This window comes from Streptomyces sp. NPDC055140, assembly GCF_053607285.1.
Map to the genome: position 1 here is coordinate 343357 of NZ_JBSGTG010000003.1, position 22930 is coordinate 366286.

Here is a 22930-nt window from a genome sequence, read left to right on the forward strand (position 1 = left end):
GGCACGTATGTCCCCCCACATCTCACCCCGATCCGAGGAGCTGCGCCGGCGGTTCGCCGAGGAGGCGCGGACGGAGCGGCCCGATCTGTCGCTGCTGTGCCTGCTGGTGGCCGCCGAGGCGGACGGCTCGCTCGACGAGGCCGGTATGGACGCCGTCCAGATGGACCTCGACAGGCTCGCCGGGCAGATGCCGTTCCGGCCCGGCGGGCCGATGGCGTGGGCGACGGCGCTGGCCGAGCTGCTGGGCGCCCGCTGCGGTTTCCATGGCACGCCGGGCGACTACGAGCGCCTGGAGTCGTCGCTCCTGCACGAGGTGGTGCGGCGCAGGCGGGGGCTGCCCATCCTGTTGTCGGTGGTGTGGATGGAGGTCGCGCGGCGGGCGGGGGCGCCGGTGTACGGGGTGGCGCTGCCGGGGCACTTCGTGGTCGGGTTCGGCCACGCGCAGGATCAGGTGCTCGCCGACCCGTTCGACGGGGGCCGGGTGCTGACCGGCGCGGACGCGGAGCTGCTCGTGGCCGGTGCGACGGGGGCGCCGCTGAACGCGGCGATGCTGCAACCGGCCGATCCCCTGGATGTCGTGCTGCGGATCCTGAACAACATCGGCGCGTGGGCGGCCGCGCGGCCGGAGCGGTCGGACGTGGCGCTGTGGGCGGTCGAGCTGTCGCTGCTGCTGCCCGCGCACCCGGCCCGGCTGCGCTACGAACGGGCCCAACTCCTCGTCCGCAGCGGGGACTTCCTCGCGGGGGCGGCGGAGCTGGACGCGTATGCGGATGTGGTGGGCGCCGTGGACGCCCCGGCCGCCGAGACAGTGCGCGCGCAGGCGCGGGCGGCCCGGGCCATGCTCAACTGACCGGCTACAGCCACCCCTTCTCGCGGGCGATCCGTACCGCCTCCGCCCTGTTGCGCACGGCGAGCTTCTGGATGGCCGTCGAGAGGTAGTTGCGGACCGTGCCCTGCGACAGGTGCAGGGCCGCCGCCAGCTCGGCGTTGGTCGAACCGTCGGCCGCGGCGCGCAGGATCTCGCGTTCGCGGTCGGTCAGCGGGTTGGCGCCCCCGGCGAGCGCGGCGGCCGCGAGGGTGGGGTCGATGACGCGCTCGCCGGCGAGCACCTTGCGTACGGCTTCGGCGAGTTGGGCCGCGGGGGCGTCCTTGACGAGGAACGCGTGGGCGCCGGACTCCATCGCCGTACGGAGATAGCCGGGGCGGCCGAACGTGGTGAGGACGACGACCTTGAGGGCGGGCAGGTGCTCGCTGAGCTGGGCGGCGGCCTCGATGCCGGTCATGCCGGGCATCTCGATGTCCAGGAGCGCCACGTCGGGGCCGTGTGCGCGGGCCGCCTCGAGCACCTCGTCGCCGCGCGCCACCTGGGCGACGACCTCGATGTCGGGTTCGAGGCCGAGGAGCGCCGCGAGGGCCTCCCGCACCATCGACTGGTCCTCCGCGAGCAGGACCTTGATCTGAGCGCTCATGCGGCGGATCCTACGGAGCCCACGGGCACCCGGGCCACCAGCAGGAACCCGCGGTCCCGCACGGGCGCCGCCTCCAGGGTGCCGCCGACGCCCTCGACGCGTTCGCGCAGGCCCGTCAGGCCGTTGCCGGGTACGCCGCCGCCGCCCGCCGCGGCACCGGCCCCGTCGTCCTCCACCGTGAGCTCCACGACAGGGCCGTCCAGGGTCTGGCGGCGGGCGATGCCGACCGTGCAGCGGTGGGCATCGCTGTGCCGTACGGCGTTGGTGACGGCCTCGCGCAGGGTCCAGGCGAGGGCGGCCTCCTGTTCGGCGGGCAGGTCGTCGGGCGCGTCCGCGGGGACCTCGGCCTCGATGCCGGCGGCGGCCAACGCGGCGCGTACTCCGGCCAGTTCGGCGCCGAGGCGGGGGCGCCGGTAGCCGGTGACGGCCTCCCGGACGTCGACGAGTGCCTGGCGGCTGACCTGCTCGATGTCGGTGACCTGCTGGGCCGCCTTCTCGGGATGGTCGGGGAGCATGCGGCCGGCGAGCTCGCTCTTGAGCGTGATCAGGGAGAGCGAGTGGCCGAGGAGGTCGTGCAGGTCGCGGGCGAGGCGCAGGCGCTCCTCGTTGGCCGCGAGCTGGGCGACGGTGGCGCGCGCCCTGCGCAGTTCGACGGTCGTGCGCACGAGCTGCCGTACGCCCGTCATCGCGAACCCGCCGAGGAGGGCGGGCACGACCAGGCCGAGGTCCCAGCCGCGGCCGAGCGGGATCCCGAGGAGGACCATCGCGGCCGTGACCGCGACGATCGCCCAGCGGGCGTACCGCATGGGCAGCACCGCCCCGCAGGACACGGAGACGTACACGAACAGGACGAGCCAGGGGGCACCGAGCGTGAGGGACATGACGACGGCGACCGCGGCGAGCGCCCCGAGGATCGCGGCCAGCCGCCCCAGGCGCATGGCGCGGGCCGTGTGGCGGAAGACGAGGGCCAGGTAGACGCCGACGAAGGCGACCAGGCCGAGCCAGCCGAGCGCGGTGGCCCAGGCCGTGTGGCCGCCGTTGACGAGGTCGTCGATCGGATCCGCCATGAAGACCAGCCAGATGCCGATCCACAGCAGCTTGCGCAGGGCCTCACGGTGGTTGCGGGGCGGCTGCCCCATGCCGGTGAGCCTGATCTCGTCCGACGTCATGGCGTTCACGCCTTCAGGGTGTCCTTCCGGTACAGCCAGGCCGCGCCGCCGGCGAAGACCAGGAAGTAGGCGACGATCAGCGTGACGTCCTTGCCGTGCGGGGCGTTGCCCAGCTCGATGGCCTGGCCGAGGGCAGCGTACGCGTGGGTGGGCAGCCAGGACGCGATGTCGCTGAGCCACTGCGGGAAGCCGGTCGAGGGGAACCACAGGCCGCCCAGGATCGACAGGCCGAAGTAGACGATCATCGTGATGGGGCGGACGGCGTCGCCGGTCGCGAGGTAGCCGATGGCGACGCCGAGCGCGGCGAAGCACAGGCTGCCGGCCCAGATCGCGACGACGAGGGCGAGCCACTGCCAGGCGTCGAGCCGTACGCCCTTGGTGACGGCCGCCACGACGAAGACGACGACGATGGACGGCAGGCTGACCACGGCGGCGCCGGCGGTCTTGGCGAGGACGTAGCCGCGCCCGGGGAGCGTCGTCAGGCGCAGCTGGCGCACCCAGCCGCTCTCGCGCTCCTTGGCGATGCGCTCGCTGTTGCCCATGAGGACGGCGGTCAGGGCGCCGAAGGACGCCATCGACACCATCATGAACGCGGCGAGGTTCAGGCCGGTGCCGTCGACCATGGTCGAGCTGTCGGAGCTGCCCGCGATGAGCAGGAACAGGACCGACGGGTAGACGACGGAGAAGAACAGGAACTTCTTGTTGCGCAGGGCTCGGGTGATCTCGAGCTTGATCAGGCTGTTCATGACGTCCTGGCCTCCTCGGCCGTGGTGATGGCTACGAAGGCCTGCTCCAGGCCGAGGCCCGCGACCTCCAGGTTGCGCGGGTAGACGCCGAGTCCGTACAAGGCGTGCACGGTGGCGTCGGCGTCGCTCGACTGGAGGCGGACGGTGCGGCCCGATACGTCGAGGGTGGTGAGGAACGGCAGGGCGCGCAGGGCCTGTTCGTCGATGTCGCCCTCCAGGTCGAAGGCGACCTTGCGGGCACCCGCCCTGGCCTTGATCTCGGCGGCGGTGCCGTCGGCGAGGAGGCGGCCTCGGTGCAGGACGAGGACGCGGTCGGCGATCGCGTCGGCCTCCTCCAGGTAGTGCGTGGCGAAGAGGACCGTGCGGCCCTGGTCGGCCTGTTCGCGCATCGTGGCCCAGAACGCCTGGCGGGCCGAGACGTCCATGCCGGTGGTCGGCTCGTCGAGCACGATGAGGTCGTTGGCCCCGGCGGTGGCGAGGGCGAAACGGACGCGCTGCTCCTGGCCGCCGGAGAGCTTGTTGACCTTGCGGTCGGCGATCTGCGCGATGCCCGCCCGGGACATCACCTCGCCCGGCTTGTACGGCTTGGGGTGCAGGGCGCAGGCGAGCTTCACGAGCTCGGCCACGGTGACCTCGTCCATCAGGCCGCCGCTCTGCAGCATGGCGCCGACGCGGCCCTGGACGATCGCGTCCCGCGGGCTGGTGCCGAAGACGCGGACGGTGCCGGTGTCGGCGGGGCGCAGGCCGAGGAGGAGGTCGAGGGTGGTGGACTTGCCCGCGCCGTTCGGGCCGAGGAGGGCGACGGTCTCGCCCGGGTGCAGATCGAGGGTGAGCCCGTCCACGGCCCTGACGTCCCCGTAGCTCTTGCTCACCCGCTCGAAGCTGACCACCTCGGTGGCCTGTGCTGTCGTTGTCATGGAACCCATGGTGGCGGGCGGGGGCGGGTGCCCGGCAGTGTCGGGAGGCCGGTGTCCGGGATGACAGATGTCATGTCCGCGGGCGGCAGCACAGCGGGCGGGCCCCGTGAAGGGACCCGCCCGGTGTGTGACGTGCGTGCCGGCTATCCCGGGTTGGTCTCGATGACCCCGGTGCGCTCGGCGGGCGTCTTGCCCTTGAGGGCCAGCCGCATTGCAGAAGCCACGTCGTTCGCGTTCACCGGCGTCTTCTTGCCGGTGCCGCGCGTGATGAGGATGCCGTCGAACGTGTTGCCGTACAGCTTCTTCAGCGCCTGCAGGTCGTAGACGTCGACGAGCTTGCCGTTGACCGCCTTGACGCCGAGGATCTGCGGCAGCGACTTGGCGGGGCCGAACGGGATCTGCGCGTTGCCCGCCTTGATGACGACGTTCGCGGACATGGCCGGCTCCGCGAACTCCTTCATCATCCGGTCGACCTCGGCGTTCGGGACGGTCGGCCTGCGGGTCGTCGTCGCCATCGGCACGGGCCGCGAGGCGCCCGTCTCCACATGCGTGCGGTACGCCTCCTCGACGGACGAGGAGGACCGGGCGACGTCGATGCCCTTGCCCGTCTTGCCGTACACGGCGATGGCCTTGCCGGGGACGAACCTGATCGTGCCGTCGCCGGACGCGGCGGCGCCGCCCGCGGCCCGGTCGAGGGCGGCCTGGAGCTTCTCCTCGTCGACGGGCATGACCGGCTCGACGACGCGTTCGCTGCCGAACAGGGAGCCGATCACGGAGACCGGGTTGTAGTCGCTGCCCGCGGCCGCCGCCACCGTGGCCGTGCTGTCCAGGCTCAGACCCGCCTGGTCCGGCCTGAGCGGCACGGACTTGCCGTCGACCGACAGCGGGAGCGGGTCGGTGGTGCGCTTGCCGAAGGCGGTGTCGAGCTTGGCCGCGGCCTCGTCACGGGTGCCGCCGCCGATGTCGACGCCGAGCACGGTCGTGTTCTTGGGCACGTCCGAGTGGTTCATCAGCAGACCGGCGCCGTACGCGACACCGGCCAGGCCCACGACGCCCGCGCCCACGAGGACGAGCTTGTTGCGGCCCTTCTTCTTGCGGGGCGCGGCCGGGGCGCTCTGACCGACCGGGTCGGGGAGCTTCGGCGGAGTGTGCGGCAGCGGCCCTTCGGGGCGCGGGCCGCCGGGGGCGAACGGCGCGTTCGGTCCGCCGAGGCCCGGCGGGACGACCGGGATGCCGCTGGTGAGCGTCTCGCCGGAGACATGGCCGCCCGGGCCGGGCTCGGGCGCGGGCTTCTGCGGCGTGAGGATCGCGGTGTCGTCGCTCATCTGCGGCGGCCGCTGACCACCGGGAGGGCCACCGACCGGTCCGCCGGGGCGTGCCATGGGGCTGTCGCCGCCGACGGGTCCCGTGGTCGGGCCCGAGGGGCCGCGCGGGGGGACGCCGGGGCCCGAGCCGTCGGCGTTCCCGGCGAAGTAGGGCAGGTCACCGCGGTGCGGGTCGCCGGCGTTCCCGGGCTGCGGCGGACGGCCGTGCGACGCGGTGCCGCCGAGCGGCCCGGACGCGACCGCCCCGGACACGTCGAAGGCGCCGGAGCCGCCCGACGGGCCGGGCACCGCACCGGAGTTGCCCGGAGCGGGACTGCCGGAGGCGGACGCGCCCCCCTGGGGGGCGCCCGACTTGCGTGGCGCGAACCAGCTGCTCGTCTTCTCCTCCGCGGCCGGTGCGCCCTGGCCGTCACCCGAAGGAGGGGTCCGGGGAGCAGGGGCGGCGGGGGTCTGAGGTGCCGGGGCCGGCGCGGCGGCCGGGTCCGGGGTGGCGGGTCCCGCGTCCACGTCGCTCATGGGCGTGCGCATCACTACGGGCGGGATGGGGCGCGATCCGGGGATGTTGATCCGGATCCGCGTCGTCAGCGTGGTCTCCGTCTTGCGTTCCTCGGGGACGGGCCGGCCTTCGGCGGGCCGCCCGGCATCGCCGGGCGCACCGTCGCCGGGACCGGCGCCCTGGGCAGGGGTGCCGTACGGAGGCGTCCCCGAGGGGTACGCGGCACCGCCGCGCCCCTGGGGCCCGGAGGACGAACTGTCAGTTTCACGGCTCAAAGCAGGATCTCCCGGTTGGCTCCGCCGCCCGTCTCGACCTCACGCGGGCTGCTCGGCGGCGCGCACCACCATACTGGCCGCGGCCGGAGCGTATCCGGTGACCGCCGACGAAACCCGTGCGGGGCACGGGCCGAAGTGGTACGTCACTTCCCAAGTCGGGCGGCGGGCCCCGGTGGTTGCCGCGACAGACCAAGGGTGGCGCACATCACAGCGACTGCCATCCCGCCGAGAAGGAACAGATAGGAGCCGACTCCCGCACCGAAGAGGAAGTCGCCCTCGGGCCGGCTCGCCGTGAGCAGGATGACCGCGACGGCCCAGCCCACGGCGGGTGCGACGGCCCCTCCCCTGGTGCCCGTCGCTCGCGCCCCGCCGAGGAACGCGCCGGCCGCGCCGAGCAGCGCGAGCAGCAACCCGCCCGGGAACAGGCCCCCTTGGACGAGTGAACCGGCCACACCGACGAGCGCGCCGAGCACGAGGAGCCCTGCCAGCACGGCGATGTGCCCGGCGTCGAGGCCGGTCGCCGCCGGCCGGACGGGCGGGCCGCCCGCGGGCTTCGCGGCGCCGCTCGACGCCGCCGCCCGGCCGGACTTGGCCGGATTGCCCGACTTGCCTGCGCCACTCATCACGCCACCACTCCCGCGAACAGGTCCGTCTCGTACGGCGCCTCTGCCTCGCCCCGCGCCAACTCGTAATACTCCACGTCGAAGACGGGCTGGGCGAGCCCGTTCGACAGGGCGAAGACCGGCTCGCCGCCGGGTGCGATCTCGACCTGGGTGGTGTGGGCGCGCATCGCGGCGGTCTTGGCCGCGACGAAGGCCCTGCCGTCGATCTCGGCGGTGACCCGCTCGTCGTCGACGACACCCGGCACGTCGCCGATCTCGGCCGCGGTCTCGTACGGGGTCGAGCCGAGGACACCGGCCAGCCACCGGAAGCGCTCCTCGGCCACGGACCGGGGCACACGGTTCCAGTAGATCTTCGCGACGGTGTGGGTGTCACCCAGGTCCCGCCGGAACGCGGGCTCGGCCGCGAGTTCGGCGGCGCGCATGGCGACGCGGTGGGCCTGGATGTGGTCGGGGTGGCCGTAGCCGCCGTCCGGGTCGTAGGTGACGAGGACCTGGGGACGGACCTCGCGGATCACCTCGACGAGATACGCGGCGGCCTCGTCCAGGTCGGCGGACCAGAAGGCGCCCGGCCGGTCGTTCTGCTCGGCGCCCATCATCCCGGAGTCGCGGAAGCGTCCGGGGCCGCCGAGGAAGCGGTGGTCGGTGACCCCGAGCTCCTTCATGGCGGCGGTGAGCTCGCCGATGCGGTGCGGGCCGAGGATGTCCTCGCGGTCCGGGGCGAGGTGCGCGAGAACGTCCGGGATGACCTCGCCCTCCTCGCCGAGGGTGCAGGTCACCAGGGTGACGTGGGCGCCGTCGGCCGCGTACTTGGCCATGGTGGCGCCATTGTTGATCGACTCGTCGTCGGGGTGCGCGTGCACGAGGAGCAGACGCCGGTCGGGCAGTTCCGTCATGCGCCCCAGCCTAGGACGCCCGACGGCGCGACTAGAACTTGATCCCGCCGATCATGCCCGCGACGTTCGTCGTGAGCTCGCTGATGGTGGGGGCGATGGAGGAGCTGGCGAGGTAGAACCCGAGCAGGACGCAGACGATCGCGTGTCCGGCCTTCAGACCCGACTTCCTGATCAGAATGAAGACGATGATCGCGAACAGCACCACTGCCGAAATCGAGAGTGCCACAGCGGTCCACCTCCCTTGATCCGAGTCCAACTGCCGTACGCCACGCGGTATCCGAGGGTTTCTTGCCCACGCAGCGCTATGGATCATAACTATCCGTCCCGACGCATGAGTCGGTGCATGGCAGCAAGGGGGGCGCACGGCGGCACGGCCCCATAGGGTCGGGGGATGACCACCGAGCCTCTCTCCTTTCCGCGCCAGCACGCCCGCACCCAGCGCTTCACTCTCGGCGCACCACGGGCGTTCACGGTGGCGCCCGACGGCGAGCGCGTCGCCTTCCTGCGGTCCGGATCCGGTACCGATCGGGCGAACGCGCTGTGGGTCCTGGACGTGGCGTCCGGCGAGGAGCGGATCGCCGCCGATCCGCGGGTCCTCCTCGGCGGCGCCGAGGAGGATCTGTCGGACGAGGAGCGCTCGCGGCGCGAGCGCAGCCGCGAGGGCGCCGCGGGCATCGTCGCCTATGCGACGGACGCGGCCGTGGAGCTGGCCGCGTTCGCGCTGTCGGGGCGGCTGTTCACCGCGGAGCTGCGCGCGGGCACGACCCGCGAACTCCGCGAGCCCGCACGTCATGGTCCGCTGATCGACCCGCGCCCCTCTCCGGACGGCCGCCACGTCGCGTACGTGTCCGGGGGCGCCCTGCGCGTCGTCGGCGCGGACGGCGAGGGCGACCGGGCGCTCGCCGATCCGGGCGAGGACGAGGCGTCGACCGTCACGTACGGGCTCGCGGAGTTCATCGCGGCCGAGGAGATGGGCCGCTCGCGGGGTTTTTGGTGGTCGCCCGACTCGGACCGGCTCCTGGTGGCCCGGGCGGACGACGCTGCGGTGCGGCGCTGGTGGATCGCGGATCCGGCGCACCCGGACCGCAAGCCCGCCCGCAACGCGTACCCGGCGGCGGGCACGCCCAACGCGGAGGTGCGACTCTTCGTCTTCGGTCTGGACGGGTCGCGCACCGAGGTGTCGTGGGACCGGGCCAGGTACCCGTATCTGGCCCGGGTGCACTGGTCGGCCGGCGGGGCGCCGCTGATCCTCGTACAGGCCCGTGACCAGCTCAGCGAGCTGTATCTCGCGGTGAACGTCGAGGACGGTTCGACGCGGATGGTGCACGCCGACGAGGACGGGCAGTGGCTGGAGCTGTTTCCCGGTGTGCCGTCGTGGTCGCCGAGCGGGCAGCTCGTGCGGATCGCGGACGAGGGCGGGGCGCGCGTCCTCGCGGTCGGCGAACGGCCGCTGACCGGGCCGCAGCTGCATGTGCGGGCGGTCCTGGACGTGGGTGAGAGCGACGTGCTGATCTCGGCGTCGGCGGGCTCGGCGGCGCCGGACCGGGAGACCGGCGAGGTGCATGTGTACCGGGTCAACGAGCTGGGCGTGGAGCGCGTCTCGGACGAGCCGGGCGTGCACTCCGCGGTGCGCGCGGGCGGCGTGACCGTCCTGGCGTCCGCGCGCACCGACGAGCCGGGCACCCGGGTGCGGGTGATGCGGGACGGCAAGCAGATCGCGACGGTCGCCTCGCACGCCGAGCGTCCCTCGCTGAGCCCACGTCTGACGCTCGCGGAAGCGGCCGGCATCCCGTGCGCCGTCCTGCTCCCTTCCTCGTACGAGCAAGGGGACGGGCCGCTGCCGGTGCTGCTCGACCCGTACGCCGGCCCGCACGGGCAGCGAGTGCTCGCCGCCCACAATCCGCATCTGACGTCGCAGTGGTTCGCCGACCAGGGCTTCGCGGTGGTCGTCGCGGACGGCCGCGGCACCCCCGGCCACTCCCCCGCCCGGGAGAAGGCGATCCGCGACGACCTCACGCTCACGCTCGACGACCAGATCACGGCACTGCACGCGCTGGCCGACGCCTTCCCGCTCGACCTGAACCGGGTGGCGATCCGCGGGTGGTCGTACGGCGGGTATCTGGCGGGACTCGCGGTCCTGCGCCGCCCGGACGTCTTCCACGCGGGCATCGCCGGCGCCCCGGTCACGGACTGGCGGCTCTACGACACCCACTACACGGAGCGTTACCTGGGCGACCCGAAGACCTCGCCGCAGGTGTACGCGAAGAACTCGCTGGTCACCGACGACGGTCTGGCCGAGGCGGCGGGGCAGCACCGGCCGCTGATGATCGTGCACGGCCTGGCCGACGACAACGTCGTGGTGGCCCACAGCCTGCGGCTGTCGTCGGCGCTCCTCGCCGCGGGCCGCCCGCACGAGGTGCTGCCGCTGTCGGGCGTGACGCACATGACGCCGCAGGAGCAGGTCGCGGAGAACCTGCTGCTGCTCCAGGTGGACTTCCTGAAGCGCTCGCTGGGGCTGGTCTAGAAAGGCGACCGGCCGGGGCGACATGGCGCGCCCCGGCCGGTCCACGGCACCCGCACGGCCGTACGCTGTTCAGCCTGACGCGTTCGTATATCGGTGCCGCGACAGCCAAGTTGCCTGTGTGTTAACGAAGTTGATGTGCATTTGTCGCGACACGTACGCCTACTCGGTGGGGACGACGCGCTTCTCCTCGGCGAAGTGGCAGGCCGAGTCGTGCTTCGCCGGCGAGTCCCCGATGCGGAACACGGCGGGTACCGCGAGCGCCGGCACCTCCAGTTCGCACCGCTCCTGCGCCTTCCAGCAGCGGGTGCGGAAACGGCAGCCCGAGGGCACATTGGCCGGGGACGGCACGTCGCCGGTGAGGATGATCCGCTCGCGGTGCTCGCGCGCCTCCGGGTCGGGGACGGGCACGGCGGACAGGAGCGCCTGCGTGTAGGGGTGCGTGGGGTGTTCGTAGATCTGCTCGTCGGTGCCGATCTCGACGATGCGCCCGAGGTACATGACGCCGACGCGGTCGGAGATGTGCCGCACGATCGACAGGTCGTGGGCGATGAAGACGTACGAGAGGTCGAACTCGTTCTGGAGGCTGTCGAGCAGGTTGATGACCTGTGCCTGCACGGAGACGTCGAGCGCGGAGACCGGCTCGTCGGCGACGATGATCTCGGGACGCAGGGCGAGGCCGCGCGCGATGCCGATGCGCTGGCGCTGGCCGCCGGAGAACTGGTGCGGGTACCGGTTGATGTACTCCGGGTTGAGCCCGACCACGTCCAGGAGGTCCTGCACCTTGCGGCGCCGGTCGCCCTTGGGCGCGACCTCGGGGTGGATCTCGTACGGCTCCCCGATGATGTCGCCGACGGTCATGCGCGGGTTGAGGGACGTGTACGGGTCCTGGAACACCATCTGGATGTTGCGGCGTACGGCCTTCAGGGCGCGCCCGGACAGCTTGGTGATGTCCTCGCCCTTGTACTTGATCTGCCCGGCGGTCGGCCGCTCCAGGTTGACCAGCATCCTGGCGACGGTCGACTTGCCGCAGCCGGACTCGCCGACGATGCCGAGGGTCTCGCCCCGGCCGAGCACGAAGTCGACGCCGTCGACGGCCTTGACCGCGCCGACCTGCTTCTTGAACAGGATCCCCTGGGTGAGCGGATAGTGCTTGACCAGCCCGATGACCTCGAGGATCGGCTCGCCGGCCGGCACAGGGGCGGCGCCGTGCGCCTCTTTCGCCAGGTCAGCCATCGAGCGTCTCCTTCCAGAAGTAGCAGGCGCTCCGGCGCGTCGGGCTCACCTCGAAGAGCGGGGGAACGTCCGCGCGGCACACGTCCTGGGCCATCGGACAGCGCGGGTTGAAGGCGCAGCCGGACGGGATGTGCATCAGGTTGGGCGGCAGGCCCTTGATCGCGTACAGCTCCTGGCCCTTCTGGTCCAGGCGCGGGATCGATTCGAGCAGGCCCTTGGTGTACGGGTGGGCGGGCGCCTTGTAGATCTCGTGCACGGGCGCCGTCTCGACGATGCGGCCCGCGTACATGACGGCGATCTTGTCGGCCACGTCGGCGACCACGCCGAGGTCGTGCGTGATGAGGATGAGGCCCATCCTTAGCTCGCGCTGAAGTTCGGCGAGCAGGTCCATGACCTGGGCCTGGACGGTGACGTCGAGGGCGGTGGTCGGCTCGTCGGCGATGATCAGGTCCGGTTCGAGGGCGAGCGCCATCGCGATCATGATGCGCTGGCGCATGCCGCCGCTGAACTGGTGCGGGTACTGGCCGACCCGCTCCTTGGCAGCGGGGATCCTGACGTGGTCCATCAGCTCGATGGCCTTGGCCTTGGCGTCCTTGCGGGACATCCCCTTGTGGACGGTGAACATCTCGCCGAGCTGCTCGCCCACGGACAGGACTGGGTTGAGGGAGCTGAGCGCGTCCTGGAAGATCATCGCCATCTTCGCGCCGCGGATCTTGCGCCGCCCGTCCTCCTTGAGCTTGAGGAGGTCCGTGCCCTGGAAGAGGATCTCGCCGCCGGTGATCTTCCCGGGCGGGACGTCGAGGATGCCCATGATCGCCTGGGCGGTCACGGACTTGCCGGACCCCGACTCGCCGAGCACGGCGAGGGTCTCGCCCTCGTCCACGGTGTAGCTGACGCCGTTGACGGCGTTGGCGATCCCTTCGCGCGTCCGGAACTCCACGTGCAGATCGCGCACTTCGAGCAGCATGGGCGCCTACCTCAGCTTGGGGTCGAGGGCGTCGCGCACCGCGTCGCCGAGCATGATGAAAGCGAGCACGGTGATCGCGAGGGCGCCGGCGGGCCAGAGCAGCATGTGCGGGGCGTTGCGGATGTACTGCGACGCCGAGGAGATGTCGATGCCCCAGCTCACGGTGGGCGGCTTCAGGCCGACGCCGAGGTACGAGAGCGTCGCCTCGAGGGAGATGTATGTGCCGAGCGCGATGGTGGCGACGACGATGACCGGCGCGATCGCGTTGGGCAGGATGTGCCGCAGCATCATCCGGGAGTTGGAGGCGCCGAGCGCCCGCGCCGCCTGCACGTAGTCGTTCTGCTTGGCCGTGATGACGGAGCCGCGGGCGATGCGGGAGAGCTGCGGCCAGCCGAGCAGCACCATGAACCCGATGACCGGCCAGACGGTGGAGCTGGTGACCACGGACAGGAGCACCAGGCCGCCGAGGACGACGGGGATGGCGAAGAAGACGTCGGTGAGGCGGGACAGGATCCCGTCCCACGCCCCGCCGAAGAACCCGGCGAGCCCGCCGAGGACGCTGCCCAGGAGGGCGACTCCCACGGTGGCGCAGACGCCGACGGTGACGGAGGTGCGGGCGCCGTACACGGTGCGCGTGTAGACGTCGCAGCCCTGGCCGTTGAAGCCGAACGGATGGCCGGGCTGGGAGCCCTCCTGGGCCTTGGCGAGGTCGCAGGAGAGCGGGTTGCCGGAGGCGATCAGCGAGGGCCAGATGGAGATGACCACGAGGAAGACGATGATCAGGCCCGAGATGATGAAGATCGGGTTGCGGCGCAGATCGCGCCAGGCGTCCGACCAGAGGCTTCTCGGCTTGCCCGCGGGTCCCGTGCCTTCGGGGCCGCCCGGAGTCTTCTCCAAGGTTGTCCCCTCGCTGGTGGCGAGGTCCATGGCGCCGCCCGCGCCCGTCGCGGCGATGGCTCCTCCGTCGTCCGGGACACGGCCCCCGCCCGACGAGTAGGGCTCCGGCGGCTCGGGTTCAGGCATAGCGGATCCTCGGGTCGAGTACGGCGTACAGGAGGTCGACGATCAGGTTGGCCGCCAGGAAGACGAGGACGAGTACGGTCACGAAGCCGACGACGGTCTGGGTGTTCTGCCGGACGATGCCCTGGTAGAGCTGGTAGCCGACACCGTGGATGTTGAAGATCCGCTCCGTGACGATGGCGCCGCCCATCAGGGCCCCGACGTCGGTGCCGATGAAGGTGACGACCGGGATCAGCGAGTTGCGCAGCAGGTGCCGGACGATGACGCGACGGCGCGGCAGACCCTTGGCGATGGCCGTACGGACGTAGTCGGCGCGGCGGTTCTCGGCGATCGAGGTCCTGGTGAGCCGGGTGACGTAAGCGAGGGAGACCGAGGCGAGCACGAGGCCGGGGACGATCAGTTCGGAGAACGTCGCCTCCGTGGACACCGCGGGTTTGATGATCCCCCACTCGACGCCGAGCAGGAGCTGGAGGAGCAGACCGGTGACGAAGGTCGGGACGGAGATGACGACCAGGGTGAGCAGCAGCACGCTGGTGTCGACGGGACGTCCGCGGCGCAGGCCGGTGACGACGCCGAGCGAGATGCCGATGACGATCTCGAAGAGGATCGCCACGATGGTCAGGCGGATCGTCACGGGGAAGGCGGCCGCCATCAGTTCGGTGACCTTCTGGCCGTTGAACGCGGTGCCGAAGTCGCCGGTGAAGACGTTCCCCATGTACGTCAGGTATTGCTGCCAGACGGGTTTGTCGAGGCCGAACTCCTTCTCGAGCTGCGCGGCCGTGGCGGGGTCGCACTGCTTCTCGCCGCACAGTCCCGCGATGGGGTCGCCCATCACGTTGACCATCAGGAAGATGAGCAGCGTCGCGCCGAAGAAGACCGGGATCATCTGCAGCAGACGCCTGATCACATAACGTCCCATACGGGCTCCCGAATCGGGGGGAGCGGCCGCCCTTCAGGGCCCCGGACTGCCGCTCCCCGGGCGTCAGCTGACCTTGATCTCGTTGTAGACCGGAACGCTGAACGGGTTGAGGGCGACGTTGGAGACCTTGTCGGAGTAGCCGGCGCTGCCGTTCTGGTACCAGAGCGGGATGGCCGCCATGTTGTCCCTGACGACACCTTCGGCCTGCTGGAAGATCTTGACGGCCTTGGCACGGTCGGACTCGGCGTTGGCCTGGTCGACGAGCTTGTCGAACTCCTTGTTGGACCACTTGCCGTCGTTGGACGAGGCGTTCGTGTAGTACAGCGGCTGCAGGAAGTTCTGGATGAGCGGGTAGTCCATCTGCCAGCCGGCGCGGAACGGGCCCGTCATCTTCTTCTGCGTGATCTTGTTGCGGAAGTCGGCGAAGGTGCCGGTGGGCAGGCCGACGCAGGCCTTGTCGTTGCCCAGCGCGTTGTTGATGCTGTTGCAGACGGCGTCGACCCACTCCTTGTGGCTGCCGGTGTCGGCGTTGTAGCCGATCTTCACCTGGCCGCCGGGGATGCCGCCGCCCTCCTGGATCAGCTTCTTGGCCTCGGTGGGGTTGTAGTCGCAGCTGTCGCCGCACAGGCCGTCCTGGAAGCCGCCGTCCTTGCCGAGGACCGGCGAGGTCCAGTCCGTGGCCGGGGTGCGGGTCTTCTGGAAGATCGTCTCGGTGATCTGCTTGCGGTTGATCGCCATCGACAGGCCCTTGCGGACCTTGTCGCTGTCCGCCTTGTTCCACGCGGGGTCGTAGAAGGGGAAGGCGAGCGTCTGGATGATGCCGGCGGGGGTGTTGATGTACCGGCCGCTGAGGTCGGCGTTGACGTTCTTGAGCTGCGAGGCCGGGATGTCGTCGACGAGGTCGAGGTTGCCGGCCGTCAGGTCGGTGTACGCCGTGTTGTTGTCGGTGTAGACCTTCAGGTCCACGCCGCCGTTCTGCGCCTTGTCGGTGCCCGGGTAGGCGTCCCACTTGCGCAGGGACATCTGGGAGCCCTTGGTGTAGCTGTCGATCGTGTACGGGCCGTTGCCGACCGGCTTGCTCACCCACGCGTCGTGGTTGTCGAAGAAGGCCTTGGGGAGCGGGGCGAAGGCCGCGTAGCCGAGGGTGTCGGGCCACAGCGAGAACTTCTGGTTGAGCTTGACCGAGAAGGTGAGGGGGCCGGTGACCTTGAGCCCGGACAGGTTGGTGGCACTCGGGGTGCCCGAGTCGGGGTGGACCTTGTCGTAGCCGTCGATCTGGCCGAAGAAGTAGGCGTTCTTCTGGTTGTTCTTCAGGTTCGCGCCGTAGTTCCAGGCGTCCACGAAGGACTGCGCGGTGACCTTCTCTCCGTTGGAGAACGTCCAACCGTCCTTGACCGTGATCTTGAAGTTGATCGAGTCCGTCGTCTCGATCTTGTCCGCGAGCATGTCCTCCGCGGCGCCCGTCTTCGAGTTGTAGCGCTTCAGACCACGGAAGAGCATGTCCATGACCTTGCCGCCCTGGACCTCGTTCGTGTTCGCGGGCTCCAGCGGGTTCTGCGGGTCGCCCCAGGACGAACGGACGACCCCTGAGCCGCCACTGCCGCCACTGCCGCCCCCACCACCACAGGCCGTCGCGGCGAGAGCGACGGCCACCGCGCATACGGCCCACTTGGCGTGCGTGGCTCCACGCATGAAGTGCCTCCTCGGAGTGCTTCTGGGTCGGCGCCTTACGGCACTTAGGCCCAAATATCGTCCTTACAGGCACATAACGCACTTTCAGCCCGGCCGTACGAGCCCCAGTTCGCACGGGTGGGTCAGCAGGTTGCCGAGCAGTCCCTCCCGGTCACCATCTTTGTAGACGCGGGCCACCCCGGTCAGCCGGCCCGCGTCCGGACGCAGTTCCAGACCGAGCACCGGACTGCTGACCCTGGCGTCGGCGGTCGGCAGCTGTACGGGGAAGGAGCCGCGCAGCGCGAGGGTGGCCGTGGCTTCGACGGGGGCGGTGGCGGTCTCGTCGCCGGTGGTGAGTTCGGCGCGGGCGCCCGGCAGGATCCGTAGCCGCAGCGGGACCTCGCCCTCCGGTGTCGAGGCGTGGCCCGCCCACTCCCCCTCCTCCAGGGACAAAGGGCGTGCGGGCACGGAGAACGCCGGTGAGATCAGCTCGGGAGCGAAGCCGGGTACGAGCTCGCCGAGGACGTGGTCGACGACCGCGTCGCGGGCCGCCTTCGCCGTCGTGTTCGTCAGGACCGCCACGGACAGGCCGAGCTCCGGCGCTGACACCGCCATCGCGGCCACGCCGCCCATGCCGCCGCCATGGCTCACCAGAAGGGGCCCTTCGCCGCGCGAGACGCACCAGCCGAGGCCGTACCCGAGGTGCTCGCCGATCGGGACGGCGTCGAGGACCGCGGCGGCTGTCTCCGGCTTCAGGAGCCGCGGCCAGGACTGGGCGAAGAGGGCGAGCTGAGGGGCCGTCGCCCAGCCGAGCGTGGCGCCGGGATGGCTGGTGCGCAGGCCTTCCGGGTAGGGGCGCCCGTCAGGGGTGTAGCGGGTCGCGGCGCCCGGGCAGGCCGTGGCGATGCGGAAGCCGTCGAGCCCGAGCGGCCCGAGGACCCGCTCCCGGACGTATGCGGCGAGGTCCTGCCCGGTGGCTTCCTCCAGGAGCCGGCCGAGGAGCCGGTAGCCGAGGTTCGCGTACTCGAAGCCGGAGCCGGGGGCACGGTGGAGCTGCGTGTACGGCTCCGCGTCCACGGCCGGCTCGCCCTCGTCGCCGTAGTGGAAGTCGTAGTGCGCGCCGAGCCCGCCCCTGTGCCGCAGGAGCTGACGAGGGGTGGCGCCGAGCGGTCCCGGTGCGTCCAGGCCGAGCAGCCCCTCGTCGGCCGCGACGCAGACCGCCGTGGCCGTGACCGGCTTGGTGACGGAGGCGAGGGCGTACGGGGTGTGCGCTGTGGCGGGGATCCCCGTGCCGGTGTCGGCGAGCCCGTAAGCCTGGGCGAGGATCACCTCGCCGTGCACCGCGACCGCGACCGAGACGGACGGGCACCCGTGCTCCGCCATCCCCTGCGCGCACCATGCCTCCAGGTCGTCCAGCATTGCGGCCCCTCTCCCTCGCCCGCTCGTTCCTGGATCATCGCCCACACCGAGGCCGCCACGACCGCCGGCCCGGGATACGCCGACGGCCCGTCACCGGTGTGTCACCGGTGACGGGCCGTGGTCGGCCGGAGCGTGGACGCTCAGGCGTCGCGGCCGGACTCGTTCTCGAGGGCCGCGAGGGCCGGGTCGAGCACGATGTCCTCGCCGCGGTCCACCGTCGTCGGGTCCTCCGGGAAGTGACAGGCCGTGAGGTGACCCTCGCGGCTGCCGGAGATCTGGACGAGCGGCGGCTCCTCCGTGGCGCACTTGTCCTGCGCCTTCCAGCACCGGGTGCGGAAGCGGCAGCCGGACGGCGGCGAGATCGGCGAGGGGACGTCGCCCTCCAGGCGGATCCGCTCCTTCTTCACCGCGTCGATGTCCGCGTCCGGCACGGCCGACATCAGCGCGTGCGTGTACGGGTGGCGGGGGCGGTTGTAGAGCGAGTCGCGGTCGGCGATCTCCACGATCTTGCCCAGGTACATCACCGCGACGCGCTGCGAGAAGTGCCGCACGATGGCCAGGTCGTGGGCGATGAAGACGAACGCGATGCCCATCTCCCGCTGCACCTTCTGCAGCAGGTTGACGACCTGGGCCTGGATCGACACGTCGAGGGCGGAGACCGGCTCGTCCGCGACGATCAGCTTCGGCTCGAGGGCCACGGCCCTGGCGACGCCGATGCGCTGCCGCTGGCCGCCCGAGAACTCGTGCGGGAAGCGGTTGTAGTGCTCCGGGTTCAGGCCGACGATCTCCAGCAGCTCCCGCACGCGCGCCTCGCGGCCGCCGGGCGGGTTGATGCCGTTGATCTCCATCGGCCCGGCGATGATCGAGCCGACCGTCTGCCGCGGGTTCAGCGACGCGTACGGGTCCTGGAAGATCATCTGGATCTCGGACCTGATGGGCGCCAGCTGCTTGCGGTTGGCCGTGCTGATGTCCTGGCCGTTGTACGTGATCGTGCCGTCGGTCGGCTCGTACAGGCGGGTCAGCATGCGGCCCGTCGTCGACTTGCCGCAGCCGGACTCGCCGACGAGGCCCAGGGCCTCGCCCCGGAAGACGTCGAAGGAGACGCCGTCGACGGCCTTGACGGCGCCGATGGTCCGCCGGATCGGGAAGCCGCCCTTGATCGGGAAGTGCTTCTTCAGGTCCTTGACCTGGAGGAGCGGTGTGCTGTCCGCGTCCCGCTGCTGCGGGATCGCTTCCGCGACCGCTGTGGTGGTCTGGTTGTTCTCGCTCATGGTCATGCCCCAGTCGCCGGTTTCAGCTCAGCCCAGCCGGGGCTGAATCGTCTCGATGAACACCTGCTGCTTCTGATCTGCCGTCAGGTGGCAGGCAGATCCGCGGCCGTCCGGCAGCGTGGGCCTGTCGCCCTTGCACTTGCCGCCTTCCACCTTGTCGGTGAACGCACACCGGGGGTGGAAGGGGCAGCCGCTCGGCGGGTTCAGCAGCGACGGCGGCGAGCCGGGGATCGGCAGCAGGGGTTCGTCGACGTCCGAGTTGAGGCGCGGCATGGAGCCGAGCAGCCCCCAGGTGTAGGGGTGTTCGGGCGACTTGAGCACCTCGCGCACGGAGCCGCGCTCCACGGCCCGGCCCGCGTACATCACGAGCAGGTCGTCGGCCATGTTCGCCACGACGCCGAGGTCGTGGGTGATCATGATGATCGCGGAGCCGAACTCCTGCTGGAGGTCCTTGAGGAGGTCGAGGATCTGCGCCTGGACGGTCACGTCGAGCGCGGTGGTCGGCTCGTCGGCGATCAGCAGGTCGGGGTTGCAGACCAGGGACATGGCGATCATGGCGCGCTGGCGCATGCCGCCGGAGAACTGGTGCGGGTAGTCGTCCACCCGCTGCTTGGGGTGGGGGATGCCCACCTTCTCCAGCATCTGGATGGCCCGGTCCCGGGCCTCCTTCTTGCTGGCCCCGGTGTGCTTGCGGAACGGCTCGGAGATCTGCCGGCCCACCGTGTAGTACGGGGACAGGGCGGTCAGCGAGTCCTGGAAGATCATCGCCATCTTGTTGCCGCGGAGCTTTTCGAGCTCGGGCTCGGTGGCGGTGATCAGTTCCTTGCCCTCGAGGAGGATCTCGCCCTCGACGTGGGTGCTCTTGCGGTTGTGCAGGCCGAGCACGGTCAGGTTCGTCACCGACTTGCCGGAGCCCGACTCGCCGACGATGCCGAGCGTCTTGCCGCGCTCGATGTCGAAGGAGAGCCCGTCCACAGCCTTGACGATGCCGTCCTCGGTGGAGAACTGCACCTTCAGGTCGCGTACCGAGAGGAACGCGTCGCCGCCGGTGGGGGCCGGGGCGTCCTCGGTCTTGGTGAGTGTGGTCACGGTCGTTCTCCTAGGACAGACGCACGCGCGGGTCGACGACGGCGTACAGAGCGTCCACGACGATGTTGCAGACGATGATGAAAGCGGCGCTGAGGATCATGACGCCCATGAGGACGGGGAGGTCCTTGCCGATGACCGAGTCACGGGCGAGGCGGCCGATGCCGGCGAGGCCGAAGGTCAGCTCGGTGACCATGCCACCGCTGAGCAGACCGCCGATGTCCATGCCCAGGATGGTGATGATCGGGATGAGCGAGCCGCGCCAGGCGTAGCGGAAGAAGGCGTAACGGCTGCTCATACCCTTGGCCTTGGCAGCTCGGACGTGCTCTTCCTGCAACTGCTCGATCATCGAGGAGCGGGCCATACGTGTGTAGTTGGCCGTGAAGATGGTCGCCATGACGATCCAGGGGATCAGCAGGCCCATGAACCAGCCCCACGGATCCTCGCTGATCGGCACGTACTTGGGCTTGTCCAGCCAGCCGGTGCTGAAGACCAGGAGGCCCATGACGACCGGGCCGATGAAGTAGATCTGGAACGAGCTGGTGACCAGCGAGGCGCCGCTGAAGGTCTTGTCGAGCCAGGTGCCGCGGAAGCGGGCGGCCATCAGGCCGGCGCCGAGACCGGCGAACAGGAAGACGATGAGGGAACCGAAGGTGAGGGAGACCGTCAGCGGGAGACGGTCCATCATGGTGTCCCACACCATCTGGTTGTTACGGAACGAGACGCCGAAGCAGGGTGCGGAGCAGTGGCCCACCGCGAAGTCACGTCCGGCGAAGATGCCGGAGAGGTAGTCCCAGTACTGAACGGGGACCGGCTTGTCGAGGCCGAGGTTCTTGTGAATGAGCGCCAGCGCATCCGGAGTGCAGTTCTTGCCACATGCGAGCGTCGCCGGGTCCTGTGGGATGGCGAAGTACATGAAGTACGTGAAGGCGCTGATCAGCAGAAGGATGAGTGCTGCGCCGAGCGTCCGGCGTATGAGAAATCGAAGCATGGCAATGAGCTGCTCTCAGGACGGCGGCGGTGGGAGGCCAGGAGGGAGCCGGCGACCCGGGGATGAGGGCACCGCCGCGCCCTCATCCCCGGGAACTGCCTTGTACTGACTACTTCTTGAGGTAGACCGCGGTCGGGTCGGTGTAGCTCGTCACCGTCGAGTACCGCAGGCCACCGACGTTGGAGCCGGCGATCTGGAACACCTTGGTGTAGTAGATCGGGGCAGCCGGGTTGATCTTGGTGCTGATGTACTGGGAGAGCTTCTCCCACTCCTTGGCCGACTCGGCCGTGTCCGTGATCTTCTGGATGCGCGCGATCTCGTCGTTCACGTGCTTGTCGTTCGTGTGCGAGTAGTTCGACGCGCCGTCCTGGATCTGCGCACCGTCGAAGGACGGCGGGAAGACGGTGTTGCCGGACGCCCAGTCCTGACCCCAGCCGGTCATGTAGAGGTCAAAGCCGTTCTTGACCTTGCCCATCTGCTCGTACCAGGTCGCGGCGTCGACTTCCTTCTTCTGGATGTCGAGGCCGATGCGCTTCAGGTTGTTGATGATGAGGTTCGCCTGGGTGGTACGCACCGGGGTGTTGGCGTACGCGTAGACGAGCTTCTTGCCCTTGGCGCCGGCCTCGTCGATCAGCTTCTTCGCCGCGGCGATGTCACCGTTCGGCTTCTTGGTCCGGTTGAACGGGTCGAAGGTCTTGTCGTAGCCCGGCGTGGTGGGCGACATCAGGCTGGTCGCGGGCTCGCCGCCGTAGGCACCGCCGTCGGCGCGGCCGGCCGCGGTGGCCGGCATCGCCAGGGCGATGGCGTCACGGATGCGCTTGTCCTTCACGCGGTCCATGTTGAAGTTCAGCTGCCACACGTACGGGGCGTAGCCCTGCACCGTGCGCTTCATGACCGCCTTGTCGGTGGTGATCTTCTGCAGCTGGGTGGCGTCGATCTGGCCGGTGAACATGATGGCGTTCTTGGCCTCGGCGCGGTCGGCCAGGATCGTCTTGGTCTGCGTGGCCTTGTCCTGGTTGTAGTCGATGTTGAAGCCATCGACGTACTGGTGACGCATCGGGTCCGTCTTCGCGTCCCAGTTGGTGTTGCGGACCAGCTTCATGTTCTTGCCGGACTTGTAGTCCGAGATCTTGTACGGACCGGTCGCGACGGGCGCCTGGTCGTACTTCTCCTTGGTGTCCGTCTTCTCGGGAACGACCGAGTAGGCGGCCATCGCCATCGCCTGCGGAGTGTCCGTCTGCGGCTTCAGGAAGTGGAAGACGATCGTCTTGTCGTCCGGCGTCGCGATGACCGAGTCCGGCAGGTGCTTGCCCTTGTACGGACCGGCGTACGCCTTGCGGTACTTGGTGCCCGTGCCGGACAGCCACTGCTGGACGTAGGTCGGGCCGTCCGTCTCGAAGGAGGAGTAGAGGCGCTCGAACGTGTGGCGGATGTCGCCCGACGTGATGACGTTGCCGTTCTGGTCCTTCACGCCGTCCTTCAGCGTGTAGGTCCAGGTCTTGCCGCCGTCCGAGGACTTGCCGGCGTCGGTGGCGAGGTCGCCGACGACCGTCGAGTTGCCCTTGTCGTCCTCGACGTACGTGGTCAGGCCACGGTAGAGGAGCTTGGAGAGGAGACCGCCGTCGGAGACGTAGATCTGGCCCGGGTCCAGGTGGGAGAAGTCCGTCTCCTGGTAGACCTGGACGGTGCCGCCCTTACGGGCGCCCGGCACCTCCTTGGCGGGGCCGACGGACTGCTGGGCGGTGCCCATGATGACCGGCTTGGCCTGCGCGAGGGCGTCCTTCTGGGACTTGCCCGCGGGCTTGTCGGAGCTCTTGCTGCCACTGCTGCAGCCGGTGAGTGCCAGCGCGCCGGCGGTCACCGCGACGACCGTTGCCTGCGCCGTGCGCGTACGAAGGATGCTCATGGAGTTAGAT

Annotated in this window: 20 protein-coding genes; 2 read left to right on the forward strand and 18 right to left on the reverse strand. The window is 70.3% G+C overall.

From position 1 onward, the window contains the following. Positions 1 to 7: 7 nt before the first annotated feature. Complete coding sequence (locus ACWFR4_RS09250; protein ID WP_453467561.1) at positions 8 to 850, forward strand: transglutaminase family protein; 843 nt, start codon at positions 8 to 10, stop codon at positions 848 to 850. 4 nt (positions 851 to 854) lie between these two features. On the opposite strand, the gene ACWFR4_RS09255 is transcribed toward ACWFR4_RS09250, so the two are convergent. The 8 genes from ACWFR4_RS09255 to ACWFR4_RS09290 all read right to left on the reverse strand — a co-directional run bounded on the left by ACWFR4_RS09255 (position 855) and on the right by ACWFR4_RS09290 (position 8139). After that, entirely contained in the window at positions 855 to 1469 is a 615-nt protein-coding gene (locus tag ACWFR4_RS09255) for a response regulator transcription factor (protein WP_266560518.1), read from the reverse strand. Next, entirely contained in the window at positions 1466 to 2638 is a 1173-nt protein-coding gene (locus tag ACWFR4_RS09260) for a sensor histidine kinase (RefSeq protein WP_453651866.1), read from the reverse strand. Before ACWFR4_RS09260 ends, ACWFR4_RS09255 begins: the two co-directional genes overlap by 4 nt. Before the next feature lie 5 nt (positions 2639 to 2643). Further along, positions 2644 to 3384: an ABC transporter permease gene (locus tag ACWFR4_RS09265; RefSeq protein WP_266673817.1), complete on the reverse strand. Its 741-nt coding sequence runs from the start codon at positions 3382 to 3384 to the stop codon at positions 2644 to 2646. Continuing rightward, positions 3381 to 4301 (reverse strand): ABC transporter ATP-binding protein, encoded by a 921-nt coding sequence (locus tag ACWFR4_RS09270; RefSeq protein WP_227297070.1) that lies wholly within the window; start codon positions 4299 to 4301, stop codon positions 3381 to 3383. Before ACWFR4_RS09270 ends, ACWFR4_RS09265 begins: the two co-directional genes overlap by 4 nt. Before the next feature lie 143 nt (positions 4302 to 4444). Further along, positions 4445 to 6397 (reverse strand): hypothetical protein, encoded by a 1953-nt coding sequence (locus ACWFR4_RS09275; protein WP_453651709.1) that lies wholly within the window; start codon positions 6395 to 6397, stop codon positions 4445 to 4447. 143 nt (positions 6398 to 6540) lie between these two features. After that, the gene (locus tag ACWFR4_RS09280; RefSeq protein ID WP_453467565.1) at positions 6541 to 7020 is read right to left on the reverse strand and encodes a DUF6113 family protein; all 480 of its coding nucleotides are present in this window, start codon (positions 7018 to 7020) and stop codon (positions 6541 to 6543) included. After that, positions 7020 to 7913, reverse strand: a complete 894-nt coding sequence (gene mshB, locus ACWFR4_RS09285; RefSeq protein ID WP_453467567.1) for an N-acetyl-1-D-myo-inositol-2-amino-2-deoxy-alpha-D-glucopyranoside deacetylase — start codon at positions 7911 to 7913, stop codon at positions 7020 to 7022. Before mshB ends, ACWFR4_RS09280 begins: the two co-directional genes overlap by 1 nt. Positions 7914 to 7944: 31 nt before the next feature. Next, a complete protein-coding gene (locus ACWFR4_RS09290) occupies positions 7945 to 8139 on the reverse strand; it encodes a hypothetical protein (protein WP_100596611.1) in 195 nt (64 codons plus the stop codon). A gap of 165 nt (positions 8140 to 8304) precedes the next feature. On the opposite strand from ACWFR4_RS09290, the gene ACWFR4_RS09295 reads away from it, so the two are divergent. Beyond that, positions 8305 to 10437 (forward strand): prolyl oligopeptidase family serine peptidase, encoded by a 2133-nt coding sequence (locus ACWFR4_RS09295; protein ID WP_453651711.1) that lies wholly within the window; start codon positions 8305 to 8307, stop codon positions 10435 to 10437. A 159-nt stretch (positions 10438 to 10596) separates the two neighbouring features. Here ACWFR4_RS09295 and ACWFR4_RS09300 read toward each other — a convergent pair whose 3' ends face one another. From ACWFR4_RS09300 to ACWFR4_RS09345, 10 genes are all read right to left on the reverse strand, one after another. Continuing rightward, a complete protein-coding gene (locus ACWFR4_RS09300; protein ID WP_453468604.1) occupies positions 10597 to 11670 on the reverse strand; it encodes an ABC transporter ATP-binding protein in 1074 nt (357 codons plus the stop codon). Next, positions 11663 to 12637, reverse strand: coding sequence for an ABC transporter ATP-binding protein (locus tag ACWFR4_RS09305; RefSeq protein ID WP_453468603.1), 975 nt, complete (start codon positions 12635 to 12637; stop codon positions 11663 to 11665). Before ACWFR4_RS09305 ends, ACWFR4_RS09300 begins: the two co-directional genes overlap by 8 nt. Positions 12638 to 12643: 6 nt before the next feature. Beyond that, positions 12644 to 13660 carry an ABC transporter permease gene (locus ACWFR4_RS09310; protein WP_453468602.1) on the reverse strand — a complete coding sequence of 339 codons (1017 nt, stop codon included), beginning with the start codon at positions 13658 to 13660 and terminating at the stop codon, positions 12644 to 12646. Beyond that, the gene (locus ACWFR4_RS09315; protein ID WP_453468601.1) at positions 13653 to 14576 is read right to left on the reverse strand and encodes an ABC transporter permease; all 924 of its coding nucleotides are present in this window, start codon (positions 14574 to 14576) and stop codon (positions 13653 to 13655) included. Before ACWFR4_RS09315 ends, ACWFR4_RS09310 begins: the two co-directional genes overlap by 8 nt. A 63-nt stretch (positions 14577 to 14639) precedes the next feature. Further along, positions 14640 to 16268 (reverse strand): peptide ABC transporter substrate-binding protein, encoded by a 1629-nt coding sequence (locus ACWFR4_RS09320; RefSeq protein ID WP_453651713.1) that lies wholly within the window; start codon positions 16266 to 16268, stop codon positions 14640 to 14642. An 84-nt stretch (positions 16269 to 16352) separates the two neighbouring features. Beyond that, positions 16353 to 17666 carry a serine hydrolase domain-containing protein gene (locus ACWFR4_RS09325; RefSeq protein WP_453651715.1) on the reverse strand — a complete coding sequence of 438 codons (1314 nt, stop codon included), beginning with the start codon at positions 17664 to 17666 and terminating at the stop codon, positions 16353 to 16355. Positions 17667 to 17806: 140 nt separating this feature from the next. Further along, positions 17807 to 18937, reverse strand: a complete 1131-nt coding sequence (locus tag ACWFR4_RS09330) for an ABC transporter ATP-binding protein (protein WP_453459043.1) — start codon at positions 18935 to 18937, stop codon at positions 17807 to 17809. Between the two features lie 27 nt (positions 18938 to 18964). After that, a complete protein-coding gene (locus tag ACWFR4_RS09335) occupies positions 18965 to 20026 on the reverse strand; it encodes an ABC transporter ATP-binding protein (RefSeq protein ID WP_453459040.1) in 1062 nt (353 codons plus the stop codon). 10 nt (positions 20027 to 20036) lie between these two features. Continuing rightward, positions 20037 to 21014 (reverse strand): ABC transporter permease, encoded by a 978-nt coding sequence (locus ACWFR4_RS09340; protein WP_382998426.1) that lies wholly within the window; start codon positions 21012 to 21014, stop codon positions 20037 to 20039. A gap of 109 nt (positions 21015 to 21123) precedes the next feature. Continuing rightward, positions 21124 to 22920, reverse strand: a complete 1797-nt coding sequence (locus ACWFR4_RS09345) for an ABC transporter substrate-binding protein (RefSeq protein ID WP_453459037.1) — start codon at positions 22918 to 22920, stop codon at positions 21124 to 21126. Positions 22921 to 22930: the final 10 nt, after the last annotated feature.